This is a genomic window from Brenneria populi (genome assembly GCF_036016195.1).
Classification (GTDB): Bacteria; Pseudomonadota; Gammaproteobacteria; order Enterobacterales; family Enterobacteriaceae; genus Brenneria; species Brenneria populi.
Window position 1 is genome coordinate 209,731 of sequence record NZ_JAYWTM010000001.1, and the last position, 18,990, is coordinate 228,720.

16 protein-coding genes are annotated in these 18,990 nt (G+C 51.6%); 9 read left to right on the forward strand and 7 right to left on the reverse strand.

Annotated features, from left to right (window positions below; genetic code table 11):
• Nucleotides 1-31: 31 nt before the first annotated feature.
• A complete protein-coding gene (locus VSX58_RS00980; RefSeq protein ID WP_327614454.1) occupies nucleotides 32-433 on the reverse strand; it encodes a hypothetical protein in 402 nt (133 codons plus the stop codon).
• Nucleotides 434-855: 422 nt separating this feature from the next.
• Between VSX58_RS00980 and sufA the strand changes: the two genes are divergently transcribed.
• The 7 genes from sufA to VSX58_RS01015 all read left to right on the forward strand — a co-directional run bounded on the left by sufA (nucleotide 856) and on the right by VSX58_RS01015 (nucleotide 8,058).
• A complete protein-coding gene (gene sufA / locus VSX58_RS00985; protein WP_327614479.1) occupies nucleotides 856-1,227 on the forward strand; it encodes a Fe-S cluster assembly scaffold SufA in 372 nt (123 codons plus the stop codon).
• 13 nt (nucleotides 1,228-1,240) lie between these two features.
• A complete protein-coding gene (gene sufB / locus VSX58_RS00990; protein WP_327616397.1) occupies nucleotides 1,241-2,737 on the forward strand; it encodes a Fe-S cluster assembly protein SufB in 1,497 nt (498 codons plus the stop codon).
• 77 nt (nucleotides 2,738-2,814) lie between these two features.
• On the forward strand, nucleotides 2,815-3,561 hold the full coding sequence (sufC, locus tag VSX58_RS00995) for a Fe-S cluster assembly ATPase SufC (RefSeq protein WP_327616398.1): 747 nt from the start codon (nucleotides 2,815-2,817) through the stop codon (nucleotides 3,559-3,561).
• Nucleotides 3,536-4,876: a Fe-S cluster assembly protein SufD gene (gene sufD / locus VSX58_RS01000; RefSeq protein WP_327616399.1), complete on the forward strand. Its 1,341-nt coding sequence runs from the start codon at nucleotides 3,536-3,538 to the stop codon at nucleotides 4,874-4,876. The genes sufC and sufD overlap by 26 nt, the downstream gene beginning before the upstream one ends.
• Nucleotides 4,873-6,096 carry a cysteine desulfurase SufS gene (gene sufS, locus VSX58_RS01005; RefSeq protein WP_327616400.1) on the forward strand — a complete coding sequence of 408 codons (1,224 nt, stop codon included), beginning with the start codon at nucleotides 4,873-4,875 and terminating at the stop codon, nucleotides 6,094-6,096. The genes sufD and sufS overlap by 4 nt, the downstream gene beginning before the upstream one ends.
• Before the next feature lie 30 nt (nucleotides 6,097-6,126).
• Nucleotides 6,127-6,543 carry a cysteine desulfuration protein SufE gene (sufE, locus tag VSX58_RS01010; protein WP_327616401.1) on the forward strand — a complete coding sequence of 139 codons (417 nt, stop codon included), beginning with the start codon at nucleotides 6,127-6,129 and terminating at the stop codon, nucleotides 6,541-6,543.
• A 492-nt stretch (nucleotides 6,544-7,035) separates the two neighbouring features.
• A complete protein-coding gene (locus VSX58_RS01015) occupies nucleotides 7,036-8,058 on the forward strand; it encodes a L,D-transpeptidase family protein (protein WP_327616402.1) in 1,023 nt (340 codons plus the stop codon).
• Between the two features lie 134 nt (nucleotides 8,059-8,192).
• On the opposite strand, the gene VSX58_RS01020 is transcribed toward VSX58_RS01015, so the two are convergent.
• The 6 genes from VSX58_RS01020 to VSX58_RS01045 all read right to left on the reverse strand — a co-directional run bounded on the left by VSX58_RS01020 (nucleotide 8,193) and on the right by VSX58_RS01045 (nucleotide 15,228).
• A complete protein-coding gene (locus VSX58_RS01020; protein ID WP_005970385.1) occupies nucleotides 8,193-8,429 on the reverse strand; it encodes a major outer membrane lipoprotein in 237 nt (78 codons plus the stop codon).
• Nucleotides 8,430-8,734: 305 nt separating this feature from the next.
• Nucleotides 8,735-10,147 carry a pyruvate kinase PykF gene (gene pykF / locus VSX58_RS01025; RefSeq protein WP_327616403.1) on the reverse strand — a complete coding sequence of 471 codons (1,413 nt, stop codon included), beginning with the start codon at nucleotides 10,145-10,147 and terminating at the stop codon, nucleotides 8,735-8,737.
• Between the two features lie 982 nt (nucleotides 10,148-11,129).
• Nucleotides 11,130-11,276, reverse strand: a complete 147-nt coding sequence (locus VSX58_RS01030) for a hypothetical protein (protein WP_327616404.1) — start codon at nucleotides 11,274-11,276, stop codon at nucleotides 11,130-11,132.
• 189 nt (nucleotides 11,277-11,465) lie between these two features.
• A complete protein-coding gene (locus VSX58_RS01035; RefSeq protein WP_327614462.1) occupies nucleotides 11,466-11,594 on the reverse strand; it encodes a hypothetical protein in 129 nt (42 codons plus the stop codon).
• A gap of 255 nt (nucleotides 11,595-11,849) precedes the next feature.
• The gene (locus VSX58_RS01040; protein WP_327616405.1) at nucleotides 11,850-13,961 is read right to left on the reverse strand and encodes a peptidase domain-containing ABC transporter; all 2,112 of its coding nucleotides are present in this window, start codon (nucleotides 13,959-13,961) and stop codon (nucleotides 11,850-11,852) included.
• Nucleotides 13,954-15,228, reverse strand: a complete 1,275-nt coding sequence (locus tag VSX58_RS01045; protein ID WP_327616406.1) for an HlyD family secretion protein — start codon at nucleotides 15,226-15,228, stop codon at nucleotides 13,954-13,956. The genes VSX58_RS01040 and VSX58_RS01045 overlap by 8 nt, the downstream gene beginning before the upstream one ends.
• A gap of 709 nt (nucleotides 15,229-15,937) precedes the next feature.
• Between VSX58_RS01045 and licT the strand changes: the two genes are divergently transcribed.
• A complete protein-coding gene (gene licT, locus VSX58_RS01050) occupies nucleotides 15,938-16,798 on the forward strand; it encodes a BglG family transcription antiterminator LicT (RefSeq protein WP_327616407.1) in 861 nt (286 codons plus the stop codon).
• A gap of 275 nt (nucleotides 16,799-17,073) precedes the next feature.
• Nucleotides 17,074-18,960 (forward strand): PTS beta-glucoside transporter subunit IIABC, encoded by a 1,887-nt coding sequence (gene bglF / locus VSX58_RS01055; protein ID WP_327616408.1) that lies wholly within the window; start codon nucleotides 17,074-17,076, stop codon nucleotides 18,958-18,960.
• Nucleotides 18,961-18,990 lie beyond the last annotated feature (30 nt).

Consider the following 18,990-nt stretch of genomic DNA (forward strand, 5'->3'; position numbering starts at 1 on the left):
CATTGGCCGTCTCTCTCGCCGGGATTGCATATCAAGGCAGAAAAGGGACGCGCTTGACGAAATCCGTTTGAAAGGCGGTGGCTTTGTCCCATGCGCCCTGCAGGCTTAGCTGGTGACAGATGTTCTTTAACGTATTCCGCGCGAAGTAGTAGCTCTGCACCCGAAACAGATGGCAGCGCTTTTCATTATTTATTTCTTTAATCAGCCGGTTATGCAGCTTTATCAGCGCGTGCAAATAACTGGCGTCGTCGCCGTTTCTCCGACATAAATCGACCATTTCCATACAGGCGTTATGGTAGCGTCTTAGATGTTCGATATGACTTTCCGGGCGGTTCAGCCGGGCCTCGGCCATATAAAAATCTACGGTGGCGTCCCTGATTTGGAATTTATATTCGTCAATCTGATGCTGCAGCCAGGCATTCACGGAGCGCATGGTATCGATCCTGGGTATTAATGAGAATCATTATCATATTTATAAAGGTAGCCGGGATCAATGGGGAAAAGCGGGGATTCGTCATAAAAAGCTTCCGCGAGTGACATTAAATCTTCATTTACTTTCCCTGTTTTTTAAATAGGTGTTCCCTATGCATGTTAAAATAATGATAATAGGTTGATAACTTTTATGCGGAGAGTGAGCGGGCGTGAATGCATTTTATGATTATTTATCAGCTGGTTATGTTTTTGTTTTCTCTCTTTTCGCCGCCGGATTCAACGCCGGTTCGGGAGGGCGGCCGTCGCCGACGGTGAAATGTTACGAATAGCCCTGCGAAGCAAGTGGTTGAAGCCAGACACATTATCACTAACATTAGGAGAAACCAGTCTGAAACTGGTACCACACGTAATGAGGTATGCCGTATGCAGTCGGAAAATGTAGGGACTTTTTCACTAGAAGAAAATGTCTGGCAAGGCTTAACGCTAACGGATCGCGCAGCAGAACAAATAAAAAATTTAATGCAGCAGGATGCCGCGGTAAAAGGTTTACAGCTCAGCGTCAAGCAGTCCGGCTGCGCCGGATTTGCCTATGTGCTGGATTTGGTGCGCGAGAGCGCGGCGGATGACCTGCTATTCGAACGCGATGGCGCAAAACTTTATGTTCCGTTAAAGGCAATGCCTTTTATCGATGGCACCGAGCTCGATTTTGTCCGCGAAGGGCTGAATCAGGTGTTCAAGTTTAATAATCCCAAAGCTCAGCATGCCTGCGGATGCGGCGAGAGTTTTGGCATTTAAGTGATGAAAAATTATGGCACGTAGCACAGTAGAAGTACCTGATGATGTTCAGATCTGGATGGGTGATGGCCGCTACAAAGAGGGCTTCTTCACTGAACTGGCGACGGACGAATTGGCGCGCGGGATCAACGAAGACGTTGTCAGGGCGATTTCAGCGAAGCGCAATGAACCCGAGTGGATGCTGGAGTTCCGGCTCAATGCCTATCGCGCATGGCTGGAAATGGAGGAGCCCCACTGGTTGAAAGCCAAATACCAGTCGCTCGACTACCAGGACTATAGCTATTACTCCGCGCCGTCCTGCGGCCATTGCGACGACAGCTGCGGCTCCCAGCCGGGCGCGACCCAGCAGTCGGGGGTTGCGGAGGTGAATAACTATCTGACCAGCGAAGTTGAAAACGCGTTTAATCAGCTTGGCGTGCCTGTGCGGGAAGGCGAGGCGGTCGCGGTGGACGCCATCTTCGACTCGGTTTCCGTGGCGACCACGTATCGGCGCGAACTGGCGGAGCAGGGCATCATTTTCTGTTCGTTCAGCGAAGCCATTCAGGATCACCCTGATTTGGTCCGGCAATACCTGGGCTCCGTCGTGCCGTCGAATGATAACTTTTTCGCGGCGCTGAATGCCGCGGTTGCCTCCGACGGCACCTTCGTCTACGTGCCGAAAGGCGTGCGCTGCCCGATGGAGCTGTCTACCTATTTCCGCATTAATGCGGCGAAAACCGGGCAGTTTGAACGCACGATCCTGATTGCGGATGATGACAGCTACGTCAGCTATATCGAAGGGTGCTCCGCTCCGGTTCGCGATAGCTACCAGCTGCACGCCGCCGTGGTCGAGGTGATCGTGAATAAGAACGCCGAAGTGAAATATTCCACCGTGCAAAACTGGTTCGCCGGCAATGACGCGGAAGGAGGCATCCTGAATTTCGTGACCAAGCGGGCGCTGTGCGCCGGCGAGAATGCGAAAATGTCATGGACGCAGTCGGAAACCGGTTCGGCCATCACCTGGAAATACCCCAGCGTGATCCTGCGCGGCGACAACTCGGTCGGCGAATTTTTCTCCGTCGCCCTGACCAATGGGTATCAACAGGCGGATACCGGGACCAAGATGATCCACATCGGGAAGAACACGCGTTCCACTATTATCTCCAAGGGGATTTCCGCCGGACACAGTGAAAACACCTATCGCGGGCTGGTGAAAATTATGCCGAGCGCGACCAACGCGCGTAACTTCACCCAGTGCGATTCAATGCTGATTGGCGGCGATTGCGGCGCCCATACCTTCCCGTATGTGGAAGTGCGCAACAATAGCGCTCAGTTGGAACATGAGGCGACCACGTCGAAGATTGGCGAAGATCAGCTGTTTTACTGTCTGCAGCGGGGCATCAGCGAAGATGACGCCATCTCGATGATCGTCAACGGATTCTGTAAAGATGTGTTCTCCGAGCTGCCGCTGGAGTTCGCGGTCGAGGCGCAGAAGTTACTGGCGATTAGCCTGGAACACAGCGTGGGTTAATGCGTCGGCGCCGATGTTCCTTATCGGTCACGAAAATGATGAGCGTCGCAAGGTGCAAGACGCCTGAAGGATAGAGCATGTTAAGTATTGAAAATTTGAAAGTCAGCGTAGAAGGCAAAGAGATCATCAAAGGACTCAACCTCCAGGTTAAGCCGGGCGAGGTCCACGCCATTATGGGGCCGAACGGCTCGGGGAAAAGTACGCTCTCCGCCACGCTGGCGGGACGTGAAGAGTATGAAGTGACGGACGGCTCGGTAAGTTTTAAGGGCAAGGATTTGCTGGAGCTGGATCCTGAAGATCGCGCGGGCGAAGGCATCTTTATGGCGTTCCAATATCCGGTGGAGATTCCCGGCGTCAGCAACCAGTTTTTCCTGCAAACCGCGGTCAATGCGGTGCGTAAATACCGTCAGTTGGAGCCGCTGGACCGTTTCGATTTCGCCGACTTTATCGAAGAGAAAATCAAGCTGCTGAATATGCCGGCGGACCTGCTGACGCGTTCCGTTAACGTCGGTTTCTCCGGCGGTGAGAAAAAGCGTAACGATATTCTGCAGATGGCGGCGCTTGAGCCGGATTTGTGCATCCTGGATGAAACCGACTCCGGTTTGGATATTGATGCGCTGAAGATCGTGGCCAACGGCGTTAACTCGCTGCGTGACCAGCAGCGCGCGTTTATTATTGTGACGCACTACCAGCGTATTCTGGATTACATCAGACCGGATTATGTCCACGTTCTGTACCAGGGGCGCATCGTTAAATCCGGCGATTTCTCGCTGGTGAAACAGTTGGAGGAGCAAGGCTATGGCTGGCTTACCGACCAACAATAAGGCTGTCGCCGCGAAAATCAGCGCCGAACAGAAACAGGAAAAGGCACTGCAGCAATGGCACAACCTGTTTGAAACCTACAGCGCCAAGCGCTCGGAGGATGCGCATCAGCACTGGCGGGAAGTGCTGCGCTTGGGGTTGCCTCACCGTAAGCACGAGCACTGGAAGTACACGCCGCTGGACGGGCTGTTGTCGCACGAATTCGTTTCCGCCAGCGCGCAGGTCGACCAGGCGGCGCTGGCGGCATTGGCGCTGCCGATCGATAGCTGGCGTCTGGTGTTTATCGACGGCAGGTTCAGCGCGGAGCTGAGCGATGCCGAGCGGGGGCCTTATCAGGTCGACGTCGATGCGGCGAACAAGCACGGCGAATTCCCCGCGCCGGTCCAGCCGGAAGTGTTTTTGCATCTGACCGAAAGCTTGGCCGTCGAGCGCACGCTGATTCGTTTGGCCGCCGGCGCGCAGGCGGAAAAGCCGCTGTATCTGCTGCACATTAGCAGCGGCCAGACTCAGGCGGCGTCTCTGAATACCGTGCATCACCGCCACCATCTTGATGTCGGGCGCGGCGCCAGCGCGCAGATTATCGAACACTATGTCAGTCTGGACGAGCGCGCGCACTTTACCGGCGCGCGCTTGACGATTAACGCCGGCGAAAATAGCCAGGTCGTTCATGCGAAGCTGGCGTTCGAAGCGGCGGCCGGCTACCACTTCGCGCATAACGATTTGGCGCTGGCGCGCGATGCGCGGGTGCGCAGCCAGAGCTTTCTGCTGGGCGCCGGGTTGACCCGGCATCACACCAGCGCGCAGCTTAATGGCGAAGGAACGAATCTGGTGATGAATAGCCTTATCATGCCGATCGGCAGCGAGGTTTGCGACACGCGCACGTATCTGGAGCACAACCAGGGCTATGGCGAAAGCCGGCAGTTGCATAAGACCATCGTCAACGATCGGGCGAAAGCGGTGTTTAACGGCATGATAAAAGTCGCGCCCCATGCCCTGAAAACCGACGGTCAGATGACGAATAATAACCTGCTGCTGGGGCGCTTGGCGGAGGTGGATACCAAGCCGCAGCTGGAAATCTATGCCGACGACGTCAAATGCAGCCACGGCGCTACCGTGGGGCGTATCGACGAAGAGCAGCTGTTCTATCTGCGTTCGCGCGGCATAACCCGGCAGGATGCGCAGCAGATGATTATCTTCGCTTTTGCCGCCGAATTGACGGAGGCCATTGGCGATGAGACGCTGCGAGACGCCATACTGCAGCGTATCGCGCAACGTTTGCCGAGCGCACGGGCGGATTTATTGAAGGCGGAGCTATGAGTTATCCAATCGAACGAGTGCGGGCCGATTTCCCTTTGCTGGCGACCGCCGTGAACGGCGAGCCGCTGGCGTATCTGGACAGCGCGGCCAGCGCGCAAAAACCGCGTCAGGTTATCGATCGCGAGCTGGCTTTTTACCAGCATGAGTACGCGGCCGTGCATCGCGGCATTCATACCTTGAGCGCGCAGGCCACCAGCGCGATGGAAGCGGTGCGCCAACAGGTCGCCTCTTTTATCAACGCGGCGTCGGCGGAAGAGATCGTTTTCGTGCGCGGCTCGACGGAAGCGATTAACCTGGTCGCGAACAGCTACGGACGCACGTTTCTTGCGCCCGGCGACAATCTCGTCATTACTGAGATGGAGCACCATGCCAATATCGTTCCCTGGCAGATGCTGGCGCAGGCGCGGGGCGTTGAAGTCCGCGTGCTGCCGCTGACGTCGGAAGGGACGCTGGATATGAGCAGACTTCCGGCCTTGCTGGATGCCCGCACCCGACTGTTGGCCGTGACCCATATCTCAAATGTGTTGGGCACCCTGAACCCGGTTAAAGAGATTATCGCCCAGGCAAAAGCCGCCGGCGCCGTCGTTCTGGTCGACGGCGCGCAGTCGATAATGCATCAGCCGGTCGATGTGCGAGATTTGGACTGCGACTTTTATGTCTTTTCCGGCCACAAGATCTACGGCCCTTCCGGGATCGGCGTGCTGTATGGCAAAAGCGAACTCTTACAGGCGATGCCGCCCTGGGAAGGCGGCGGGGCGATGATCCGCGAAGTGAGCCTGCGTAACGGCACCACTTATGCCGATGCGCCCTGGCGCTTCGAAGCCGGTTCGCCCAATACCGCCGGCATCATGGGGCTGGGCGCCGCGCTGAGCTACGTGGAGGCGTTAGGGCGCGAAACGATTCAGCGATATGAAAGCTCGCTGATGGGCTATGCGCTGGAAGCGCTGGCGCAGGTGCCTGATTTAATTCAATACGGGCCGGCGCAAAGGCACGGCGTCATTGCGTTTAACCTCGGCCGGCATCATGCCTATGACGTCGGCAGTTTCCTCGATCGGTATGGTATTGCCATTCGCACCGGCCACCACTGCGCGATGCCGCTGATGGAGCACTATCGTGTTTCCAGCATGTGCCGCGCCTCGCTGGCGGTTTATACTACACGCGAAGAGATTGACCGGCTGGTTGCCGGGTTGCAACGTATCCATCGATTGCTGGGCGATTAAACGACGGTTTTGTCGCCTGGGGAGGTAAAAATGGCAAGTCTGCCGGATCCGCAGAAATTAATACGTAACTTTTCACGTTGCCATAATTGGGAAGAGAAGTATCTTTATATCATTGAGCTGGGCGCGCGTTTGGCGCCGCTGCCCGAAGCGTGGCGCCAGACCGAAAATTTGATTTCGGGCTGCCAGAGCCAGGTGTGGATTGTGATGCAGCGCGACGAGCAAGGCGCTGTAACCCTGCATGGCGACAGCGACGCCGCCATCGTGAAGGGGTTGATTGCCGTGGTGTTCAGTCTCTATCAGGGATTGAGCGCGCAGGCGATCGTCGAACTGGATGTCCGCCCCTTTTTTCAGGATCTGGCGCTGAGCCAGCACCTGACGCCATCCCGCTCACAGGGGCTGGAGGCGATGCTGCGGGCCATTCGTGCCAAGGCGGCGCAGCTATCCTAGCCCTATCTTCAATGCCCGCGATGGTCAGCGGGCGTTTCAAATCGCCGAGCCGCAACGCCGGCGACCACATTCCCCCGCATGGCCTGCCGTCGCTTTTTATCTTTTCCGGCTTAAGCCATTGAAAGTCGCAGGTATAAATAAATTAACATTCCGATCTTTCAGAATTAGTCCCGTATATTTATTCCCCGCTAAATTTTATTCTGGGCTGGCATTTGTAAAGAAATGCATATCAATGGATTGATTTTTAAATAAAATATCATTTTGTTACAACAATGCTAATATAGCCGGAGCATGCGACTGGTTGTTCAAAAGAGAACCAGGCATCGTTTTTTAAACCGACGTATACCCGTTATCTTTCAGGCTGCAAGTGCGTTGGAGGACTTTGTCGATCCCGGTCGCCTGATGTCTCTACGCGTGCGGGATTATCCCGCCCTCCGCCTTTCAGCCGGCGGTGAAATCTATTGGGTATCATCAGTGAGTAGGGAATCTAGTATGAAACGTGCGTTAACGTTACTTGGAATGGCATTCGCGACCTATCTGGCGGCGAGCGGCGCGGCCAGCGCCACGGAATACCCGCTACCGCCGCCAAATAGCCGTCTTATCGGCGAAAACATCGCCTATACCGTCCCCGATGACGGCCGCCCGTTAGAAGCTATTGCCGCTGATTTTAAAATCGGCTTATTAGGGATGCTGGAAGCCAATCCGGGAACCGATCCCTATCTGCCGAAAGCCGGTTCAACGTTAACCATCCCGACTCAAATGCTGCTGCCGGACACCCCGCGCGAGGGCATTGTGGTTAACCTGGCGGAGCTGCGGCTTTATTACTATCCGAAGGGGAAAAACACCGTTATCGTCTATCCCATAGGCATTGGTCAACTGGGGCGCAAAACGCCGCTGATGGTGACTTCCGTCTCCGAGAAGCGAGCGAACCCGACCTGGACGCCAACCGCGAATATCCGTAAGCACTATCTGGAAGAGCAGGGCGTTGTGCTGCCGGCGGTGGTGCCTGCCGGGCCTGATAACCCGATGGGGCTCTTCGCTCTGCGTTTGGCGGCGCACGGCGGCGTATATCTGCTCCACGGCACCAATGCGAATTTCGGTATCGGCATGCGCGTCAGCTCCGGCTGCATCCGGTTACGGCCTGATGACATCGAAGCGCTGTTTAATACCGTCCCTGTCGGTACGCGGGTGCAAATCGTTAATGATGCGATTAAGACGTCGGTAGAGCCTGACGGCAAACGTTATGTCGAGGTGCATCAGCCGTTGTCGAAAACGGAACGGGATGACCCGCAAACCATGCCGATCGGCATCAATAAAAAGACCAAGGCATTTATTGGCAACGCGGATACGGACGCCAAAGCCGTCGCAGACGCCATTGTGCGCCGTTCCGGCATGCCGGTGTTGGTTAATGTGGGTCAGGATATCAATAGCTACCAGGAGGCGTTGCAGCCGGTCTCTGATGGCCGTGAGATGCCGCGGGCGGCGCCCATTACCGCGATCGGTACGTCTGAGTAACGGAAATCAATCCGGCCGCGCGGGGGCGTCGCCGGTTTTTTCCGCAGGGATGAACGAAACGAATGGAATACGGAAAAACGAGGATAAAAAAATGGCGCATATTCTGCGCCATTTTTATTACTTAACCAGTTCGATTACTTTTTGTAAGTGCGAACTTGGTTGTCCAGACGCTGGTTAGCACGAGCTGCGTCGTCTTTAGCAGCCTGTACGTCGGAGCGGATTGCGTTCACGTCGTTGCTCAGTTGATCAACTTTAGCGTTCAGAGTCTGAACGTCAGAAGACAGTTGATCGATTTTAGCATTGCTGGAACAACCGGCCAGCAGAGTAGAACCCAGGATTACCGCGCCCAGCACCAGTTTAGTACGATTCATTATTAATACCCTCTAGATTGAGTTAATCTCCATGTAGCGTGACAAGTATTACACAAACTTTTTTCTAATGAGAATAAATTTTTGATGAGAACATGCTTAATTTTGATCGTTAGCTCAAAGAAGCAGCGGGTTTTTCAATATGGTGAAAAAAGCAAAGAAAACAGCGCCGTTTTCATCAGAAAAGTCCTAGCTTTTGGGTATTAAAATCGGTATCGAATAGGCGTGTTCATTTCGCCATGATAACGGCAGAATATAAAAAAGCGCCTCGAAAGGCGCTTTTTTAATATATGAAGCAGCAACCGCGGTTAGAGACGGTGTACGGATGCGGTGTTGGTGGTGCCGCTTGGCACCAGCGCGCCGGAAACCATGACCACGACATCGCCGGCTTGCGCGTGGCCGCTGTTTAACGCCGCTTCTTTACCGATGCGATAGAAGTCATCGGTAGAGGCGATCTCTTTTACCAGCAGGGGATCGACGCCTTTCGTCAGCAGCAGCTGGCGGGCGGTCAATTCATTGGTGGTCAGCGCCAGAATACGCGCGTTGGGGAAGTATTTACGGATGGATTTCGCGGATTTGCCGCCGCTGGTGGCTACTACGATTAACGGCGCGTCCAGTTTTTCCGCGGTTTCAACCGCGCCGCGGCACACGGCTTCAGTGATGCGCAGTTTGCCCAGCGGTTTGATGGTATCCAGACGAGACTTCATGACGGTGTCGGTACGTTGGCAGATGGTCGCCATAATCGTTACCGCTTCCAGCGGATATTTCCCTTTGGCGCTTTCGCCGGACAGCATAACCGCGTCGGTGCCGTCGATGATGGCGTTAGCTACGTCGCCGGCTTCCGCGCGGGTAGGACGCGGGTTTTTGATCATGGAGTCGAGCATCTGCGTGGCGGTGATAACCACTTTACGCGCCAGATTGCATTTTTCGATCATCATTTTCTGCGCGAAGATCACTTCTTCAACCGGAATTTCAACGCCCAGGTCGCCGCGAGCAACCATGATGCCGTCGGAGGCTTCCAGAATTTCGTCGAAGTTGTTTAGACCTTCCTGGTTTTCGATTTTGGAAATGATCTGAATGTTTTCGCCGCCGTGCTGTTTCAGGTGCGCGCGGATTTCCTCAACGTCGGAACGTTTACGGATAAAGGATGCGGCAACAAAGTCCACGCCTTGTTCGCAGCCAAAAATCAGGTCGCGTTTGTCTTTTTCCGCCAGCGCCGGCAACTGAATGGATACGCCCGGCAGGTTAACGCCTTTGTTTTCGCCCAGATCGCCGTTATTCAATACCTTACAGACAACTTCGTTGCCGTTGATCGCCGTGACTTCCATGCCGATTAATCCATCATCGACCAGCACGGTATTGCCGACGCTCAGGTCTTCCGTGAAGCCCGCATAGGTAACCGCAACGCGATCTTTGTTGCCGACGACGCTCTGGTCGGTGGTGAAAGTGAAGGTTTGGCCGGCGCTCAGGGAAACGTCGGAACCGTTTTCCAGCTTCATGGTACGGATTTCCGGCCCTTTGGTATCGAGCAGGATGGCCGCTTTCTTACCGGTTTTCGCCAGCACCGCGCGCAGGTTTTTGATGCGTTGACCGTGTTCGGCGTAATCCCCATGCGAGAAGTTCAGGCGCATCACGTTCATGCCGGCGTCCAGCATGCTGCCCAGCATTTCTTCTGATTCTGTCTTAGGCCCGATGGTACAAACAATTTTTGTCTTTTTCATAGGATAGCTTCTACAAGTTGTGATGGATAAAAAACGATTGAACCGAAGGTTGCGAGAGGATGAACCTCCGGAGAGAATTTATTTGGGTACGGCCTGAAAGAGATAAGTATAGATGATGAACTACGTAACCGATTATCGCGTTGGCGTGACGAGATAAAGGTAAGCGATGCCTTGAGTAATGATTTTAATGATAGTGGCACGTTAATTAGCTGAAACCATTCAATTGAAACAACGTTCCGTATTATAGTGGTTAGCCGATGAGAAACAAGGTGGTTGAGGGCCCCAAAGCGCATATTTTAGCCGGTTTACGCAAAAAAAGTCACGATTTGTCGATTTTACCGAGGTTTGTTGCGCAACGGCGCGGAGAAATCGCACGTTAAACGCGCTAAAGTTCGCCGCGGGAGGTTGGATAGTGTGATCTTAATCACTTTTTTTTCGCGGGAAAGAAAAGGAGATGTAAACAAAATGTTTTCTCACGACCGGTATCACGTTTCGAAATCAGGGGATGCGAAGAAAGAAACGTAAGAGGCGTTTTGCGCGACTTTGGCGATGGCGATACCCGTGTGGTTAAAAACATTTTGCGGGTGAAAAAGCATGTTGAGTTTAGCGCATCGATGAGATACAGCCCGCCGTATTCGGTTGATGTTTACAAGCGCATACGCGGGTTAAAAAGATTAAGTTAAACGGGAAATCGATGCTGATAACCGGGGCAGGGAGCTTTCACGGGTATTTTGACCGATATAAAAATAAAACCGCCCTTAGACGGTTAGTGAAGATCGCAGTAAAGGGCGGTTTGTTTATGCACGCATTATCCTCTTCATACTTCAAGCCGCAGGCGCCCTGGCTTTGTTACTCATACCCCATCCATGGCGCTCGCCCCGCAGGGGCAGCCGTAAGCGGCGATCAAAAACGCTTCGCCGTTTTTGTCCTGCGACTCGAATTATTTTGGATATATGCCTTAGCATTATGAATAGGTTGATTATCAACCTTTACCAGGCCGTGAACCCATAAAGAATTGAACATAACCGCCGTGGGCCCCTTTGACTGTATTCCATCTAACGCCGATCCCGCCGGAAATCGCTTTCATTTCTTTCAGATTCAGTTCACGCAGATTATTTTTCTTTTTCATCCTCTAATTTCCTTCTGATTAATATTAGCTATATATGATGGAACTATTATTTATAGCTTCAGATATCATTTATCCATTTGCTTGTGATAAGCAAATAGGAGTTTATTGCTGAAACAGCTTATAAATTAATCACCCTGACAGCGTGTGCATTTATGGGTAGCGCCGATCGTGAATGATTATTTATCGACCTCAGCCAGGACCAGGTCTTTTACCAAGATAGAACTTAATATTAAACTTAACATTCCCCTTAACGCCAGCGCTGCCAGAAACAGCTTTCATTTCTTTAGCGCTTAGTTCACGCATGGTATTTTTTTTCATTTTCTATCATTCTCCGTTTATTAATAATCATTAATTTATGTATAGAACATATTTGCAAGCAAAGCAAGAAAATAACGGATATGTCGGGTTGTTTTATAATAAATATATTTTTATGGAATGATGCTGTTTTTAGATAATATCCGCTGTCCAGTATCACTGGCAAAAAAAATAAAAAAGTTAATACTTAACCTTCTAATTAATCGGTCGGTATTTCGATGGCTATCTTAAAAAGGATAAAAATCCATCCCTATTCATCTATATCTGCGCTGCCTGTAGAGCGATCGCTCTGTCTGCGGAGTTAATCGTCGACTCCCGGTGTGCAATAATAACGCGTGTAATATTTAGCTGTTTAATTGCCTGACTGACATAGTTCTCGCTTTCGTTATCCAGCGCGCTGGTCGCCTCATCCATAAACAGCAAGCCCGGTTTTCGATACAGCGCCCGGGCAATAAAAATACGCTGCTTTTGCCCTCCGGAGAGTCCTTCGCCCAGTTCGCCTATCAGCGTTTCATAGCCCATCGGCATTTCCATGATTGTGTCGTGAATGTAGCTGGCTTTGGCGCATTCCATCATCCACTCGGCGTCGATATCTTCCGTAAATCCGCAGATATTTTCCATTATAGAGCCGGAAAATAGCCGATCGTCCTGCATCACGCAGCCGATCATTTTATGATAGTTGTTGACCCCGAGTCGCCGTATATCCACGCCGTCGACCATAACGCAGCCGGACTCCGCTGCGAACAGGCCGCATAGTACCTTCATCAGCGTCGTTTTCCCCGCCCCGGACGGGCCGGTTATCGCCACGCTTTCGCCGGGGGCGATACGAATACTTAGCTCGCTGAATACCGCTTTGGATTGGCTGTCGTAGCGATAACTCAGATTACGGGTTTCCAGCGAGATCGGCCGCATTTCGGCTTTATAGCGGATATCCATCTTTTGCGCTTCACGCTTATGCAGGGCGATATCGGCGATGCGTTCGTTGTGCAGACTCATCATTCGTAACTCGAGCAGGAAATTGGTCAATGACGCCAATCTCTCGGAAAACTGCTCCCTGAATACGCCAAACGCCACGAACATGCCGATGGTCATCTGATTATCAATGACCAGGCTGGTTCCCAGCCACAGAATCATTACCTGGTCGCAGGAGGAAATAAAGGTATTGAGGCCGCCAAAAAGCAGGTTCATTTTAGTCACCTTAATTCCGGTGTTGATGGTGTCGATTTCCAGATTCAGCCAGTGGCTGCTTCGTCGGCTGCTCATTCCCTGCATTTTGACGGTGGCTATGCCATACAAGGTTTCCATAAAAAACGAACCGGCCCGCGCGCTTCTAATCAGCGACTCCTCCGACAGTTGGCGATAGCGATCGTAAGTAAACAGGCGAATGAGGACGTACACCGCGCTAAATCCCAGCACCACCAGGGTCAGGCGGCCGCCGTACAGCGCCATCATCACCAGCACGCACGCCACCATAATGCCATCCATGATCGCTCCCACCAGGCTGGTGGTAAAGGTCTTGCGCAGCTTGTCCAATGAATCGAAACGGGATTGAATATCGCCGAGTTTACGCCGTTCGAAATAGCTTAGCGGCAGATGCAGCAGATGGTTGAATAGCCCAGCCTGCCACTGCACATTGATCAGCGTCTCCATAATCATCGACGACCAGGAACGCATCGTGCTCACCGCGGTGCGTAGCAGAATAAAAAACAGCAGACCGGCGCATATCAGCGTCAGTAAGCCGTTATCGCCCGCCGGAATAGCGTGATCCATGACCAGCTGCGTGCCTATCGGCACCACCAGATTGATGGTTTCAATCACCACCGAAAGGCAAAAAATCTTTGCCAGCGCTCCCTTAATGCCATAGACGCTGCGGATCAGCGTTCCCAGACGAACCCTGTTTTTCACCGTTTCCGCGGTGAATTGACTGCTTGGCCAAACCTCGAGCGCCACGCCGGTAAAATACTGCGACATTTCAGCCAGTCCGATCGTGCGGCGGCCGCGCGCCGGGTCGTGGAGTACAAAGCGGCGACGCCCGGCGCTTACCAGCACCACAAAGTGATTAAAATCCCAGTGCAGAATGCAGGGTGTTTTCAACGCGCTGATATCATCAAGATCCAGCGATAGCGCCCGGGTGGACATGTCCAGTTGGACGGCGATATCGTTTATTCCCTCTAGGGTGGCGCCGCGCGCGGAGAGGTTGAAGCGCTGCCTCAGCGCTATCAGGTCGATGTTCTTGCCATAATATCCGCAGATCATCGCCAGACAGGCCAGTCCGCATTCCGATGCTTCGGTTTGATGCACCAGCGGAATTCGACGGCGCAGCTTTAAATCCAGTTTGCCGAGGATAGATTTAAATAATGCTCTATTCATTTATCGGCCCCGCGGCGCTCTGTTTCATATCGTAGAATGGCGAAAGCATCCACTGATAAATTTTTCTTTTTTCCAGAAAGAGGGTGATCTCCGCCTTCATTCCATTCTCAAGGGGCATGGATTTGCCGTCATAGCGGATAGTCTGTTTTTCCGGTTTAACAATGACTTTATAGTAGGGAATGGACGCCGTTTGAGTGCTTTTGGGCGCGCCCGGGTAGGTTTGCATCTCCTGTGGCGCCGCCGGCGTTTTCGATACCATCGCGACCGTTGCGGCAAACTGGCCGAATTTCTCGGCGGGGAACGCCTCATAACGCACATTAACGCGGTCCCCAGCGGCGACATAAGGCACCGCGTCATTGGGCACCCAAATAACTAAATAGTAGCTTTTTATATTGCTCGGTATTATTTGCAATAGACTGTCGCCAGGATTGACCATCTGCCCGACGGTTACGCTTAATGAATCTATTTTCCCTTCCGATGCGGCGCGAATAATGATTTCTCCGCCCATATTGGTATTTACCAGCTCTTTTTTCAGATCGTAGCGCTGAAGTTCCATTTGGTATATCCGGTTATCGAACTCCGCCGCTTCTGTCTGAATCTGGCTTTCCAGGCTGGTAATTTGTAACGCGTTCTGTTCATTTTGGCCGCTAAGCGTCAATAAATCATTTTGCTGCTGATAATACAGCGCTATCTGGCTGCTCAATTGGTCTTTATTAATTAATCCCTTCGCCTGGTATTGCTGATAGCTGTCCATATACTGTTTGAGTTTTTTTATCCCTTCCTCTGATTCACGGACGATCTCAGATGAGTGTTTAAATGCATTGATATATTGTGTTTTTTGTTTTTCCAGCGTCTCCAGGGTGGTTTGCTTGCTTTGCTCCAGCCGTGAGATGATATTGTCGATGCGCATTAGTTGGCTTTCGATATCTTGTCTTTGATTATCGCTCACTACACCGTCAACGGTGCTCTTACTGACATCAATCTGATAAATGGCGTCCCCTTTTTTTATTATCTGACCTTCGGACACAAACTGTTTTACTACAAACCCCTGTACGCCGGAGTCAATGCTGACCGTACGCGGCCAGGTCGATATTTCGCCGCCGACGTTAACTCGGCGCGTATAGGCGCCCTGGGTGATGAAAATGATAAATATTACGATAAAGAGGGCGCAAGTCATCATAACTAGCCAAGGTGGGATGCCTGAAAGTAAAATAGCTCTTCCTTGCCATTTTAATTTTTTATTTTCTAATGCTTCCTGCCTGAACAAAAATAATCTCCCGCTGGTTAGTGCTGAGAAATACGACCGATATTTAGCAATGTTAGATCATGATTTCATTATTCCGGTTTATACGCAAGTGTGAGGGTAATAAAATTTAGTTAGTCGCAGTGATTATTTTCTCTCCATTAGTCAATAACCTTTTTCATAATGATTTTATAATTTAATTATCGCATGATAAGGCAGATCACTATATCGGCGATGGAAAAATAACAGTGCATACGGCGTATCAGCGAACATATGTATGCCGCCGTTAATTACGGTATATCCTCATAAATAATGCGAGTCGCAGGGGAAAAACGCCGAAAGCGTTTTTGAACGGCGCTTATGCCGGCCCCAAAGGGATTAGGCGGAGTCAAGCGGCAAAAGAGGGACAGCGCCGCAAAAAATCATGATTCATCGTTTTTACCGCGGCTTGTTGTGCGACAACGTGGAAAGCGGCATGCTAGCAATGCTAAAGTGCGTAGCGGGGCAAATGATAGTGTGATTTTAATCACCTTTTTCCGCGGAAAAGAAAAGGAAATGTAAACAACATGTTTTCTCACGATCGGTATCACGTTTCTATCCAGTATAGGTTGAGAAGACGGTGATAAGTGGATAATTTATCCGTCATTAAGGATTGTTACTGCGCGAGCAGGCAAAACCAGATATCCGTTGTTGCGGCGGGTGTCTGGTTTTTTCGTTTTCAGGGTATGAACTGATGAAGATAGCCAAGATACTCAACAACAACGTCGTGACCATCATTGACGAAAACAATAACGAGTCGGTTGTCATGGGGCGGGGACTGGGCTTTAAAAAGCATATCGGCGACGCCTTGGATGAGTCGCTGATTGAACGCGTGTTTGTGCTGAAAAGCGGTGAATTGACATCGCGGTTACGCGAGCTGCTCTCCGAGATCCCGCTGGAGGTGATCACCACGGCCGATAAAATCATCCTGCTGGCGAAGTCGCGCCTGCCCGGCAAGCTGCAAAACAGTATCTATATTTCACTGACGGATCACTGCCATTTCGCCATCGAACGCCACAAACAGGGTGTGGACATTCGCAATGTATTATTGTGGGAGATCAAGCGGCTCTATCCAAAAGAATTTAGCGTGGGTTTGGAAGCGCTGGATATCCTGGAACAGCGGTTGAACGTTCGTCTGCCGGAAGATGAGGCCGGTTTTATCGCTTTGCATTTAGTTAATGCGCAGCTTGACAGCGAAATGCCCGAGGTTATTCATATAACTAAGATCATGCAGGAGATTCTGAATATTGTTAAGTATCAATTAAACCTGGATTATGATGAGCAGGCATTTAGCTATCACCGGTTTGTCACCCACCTTAAATTTTTTGCTCAGCGGCTGATCGGTAAAAATACGGTATACAGCGATGATGAATCATTACATGATGTGGTTAAGGAAAAGTACCGGCTTGCTTATCTCTGCGCGGAAAAGATACAGATGCATATAGAACAACAGTATCAGTATTGTTTAACGAAAGAGGAACTGATGTTTCTGACTATTCATATTGAGCGGGTAAGAACGGAGCTGTTGGAGAAAAATAAGGAAGGGAAAGAGTGAAAGTTTGCTGTTCATCACATAACGGCGATAAATAGAAATATGCCGCTTGATTAGATGTTCCAGCGGGGAATAGAATTTATCCATCGGCACTATTTTAGATAGTCAGGATTGTAACTGTACGGCTGTGTATCAGCCTTACAGGCAAAACCTAAACCGTTTTTTCATCACCGGGTGATGGAAAAAACAGTTTGGGTTTTTTTTTGTTCCAAAAACAGCGTTGGATGTGCGTAACGTCCTGATTTAACACTGTAGTTACTGGGCATTAAGGATAGGCGATGAAATACAAGACATTAGCCAGTGAGATACTTGAAAATGTTGGCGGCCGCGGTAATATAAATAGCGTAATACACTGCGCTACGCGGCTGCGTTTTAAATTAAAGGACAGCAAAAAAGCAAATATTTCAGCGCTTAAAGATAATCCTGAAATTATCATGGTGCTGGAAAGTGGCGGTCAGTTTCAGATTGTCGTAGGCAATCATGTCGGCGAGGTTTATCAGGATTTCCTCGAGGTGTCTGGTATTGGCGAGTCATCCAATTCCGGTTCGGGAAATCAGGAGAACGGCGCTAAAGAGAATATATTCTCGCGCTTTATCGATATTATCGCCGGTATTTTCACCCCGCTAATGGGCGTTATGGCGGCTTCCGGTATATTAAAGGGTTTTTTAGCGTTAAGCCTGGCCTGTGGCTGGCTAGTGGAAAGTAGCGGAGTCTACAAGCTGTTATTTTCCGCCAGCGATGCGCTATTTTATTTTTTTCCGATTATTCTTGGTTATACCGCAGGTAAAAAATTCGGCGGCAATACTTTCGTCACCATGGCGATTGGCGGCGCGTTGGTGCATCCGACCATGATTGCCGAATTTAACGCCATGTCGGCGGCGGATTATCAGCGTTTATATTTTTTCGGCATCCCAATTACGTTTATTAACTATGCGTCATCGGTTATTCCGATTATTTTCGCCTCATGGGTTTCCTGTAAACTGGAAAAACCGCTGAACGCCTTCCTGCACGCCAATATCCGTAACTTCCTTACGCCGGCACTGTGTTTATTAATTACCGTGCCGCTGACGTTTTTAGCTATCGGTCCGGTAACCACCTGGCTGAGTTATCAGCTGGCGCATGGCTATCAGATGATCTATGGCGCCAACCAGACCATTGCCGGCGGTTTTATGGGCGGCCTGTGGCAGATTTTCGTTATGTTCGGGCTGCATTGGGGATTCGTCCCGCTGATGATCAACAACTTCAGCGCATTGGGGCATGACACCCTGATCGCGGTATTGACGCCGGCGGTGTTGGCGCAGGCCGGTTCGGCGCTGGGCGTATCCTTGCGCACCCGCGATGCAAAGCTGAAAGGCATTGCCGGGTCGGCGTTTCCGGCGGGGATCTTCGGCATCACTGAACCGGCTATTTACGGCGTCAATCTGCCTTTGCGTCGTCCGTTTATTTTCGGCTGCGTCGGCGGCGCGGCGGGCGGCGCGATCGCCGGCTATTTCGGCGCCACCCAATACTCTTTCGGTCTACCCAGCATCTTCGCCTTTACGCAAATGATCCCCGCGACCGGAATGGATAACTCCGTCTGGGGCGCTATCATCGGTACGGCCGTCGCCTTTGCGTTCGCCGCGCTGGCCAGCTATCTGTTCGGGATAAAAACGGCGCCGGCGCAGGATATTCCGGCGGCTGCGGCCGAGCAGAAAAACACCGGGCCGGTACGTCAGCTGGCTATCGGCAGCCCGATCGCCGGAGAGAGCTATCCATTGGAGCAGGTCGGCGATCAGACCTTCGCCAGCGGTCTGTTGGGTAAAGGGATCGCCATCAAGCCGCAGAGCGGGCGAGTGGTTTCTCCGGTCGATGGCACGGTTGCCTCGCTGTTCAAAACCAATCATGCGATTGGCCTGGCATCGGACGACGGCGCTGAAATATTGATTCACGTCGGCATTGATACGGTAAAGCTGAACGGACAGCATTTTATCGCCCATGTTAAAGCCGGGGATAGGGTAAAACGCGGCGATCTGCTGGTGGAGTTCGATTTTCAGGCCATTGAGGCGGCGGGGTACGACACCACCACGCCGGTCATCATCACCAACGGCGAGGATTATATCGATGTGTTGCCTGTGGCGACGGGCTTCGTCGAGGAACAGGCGCCGTTGTTAACGTTAGTTCGCTGATTTAAAACATTTAACCCCCGAATTGGGAAG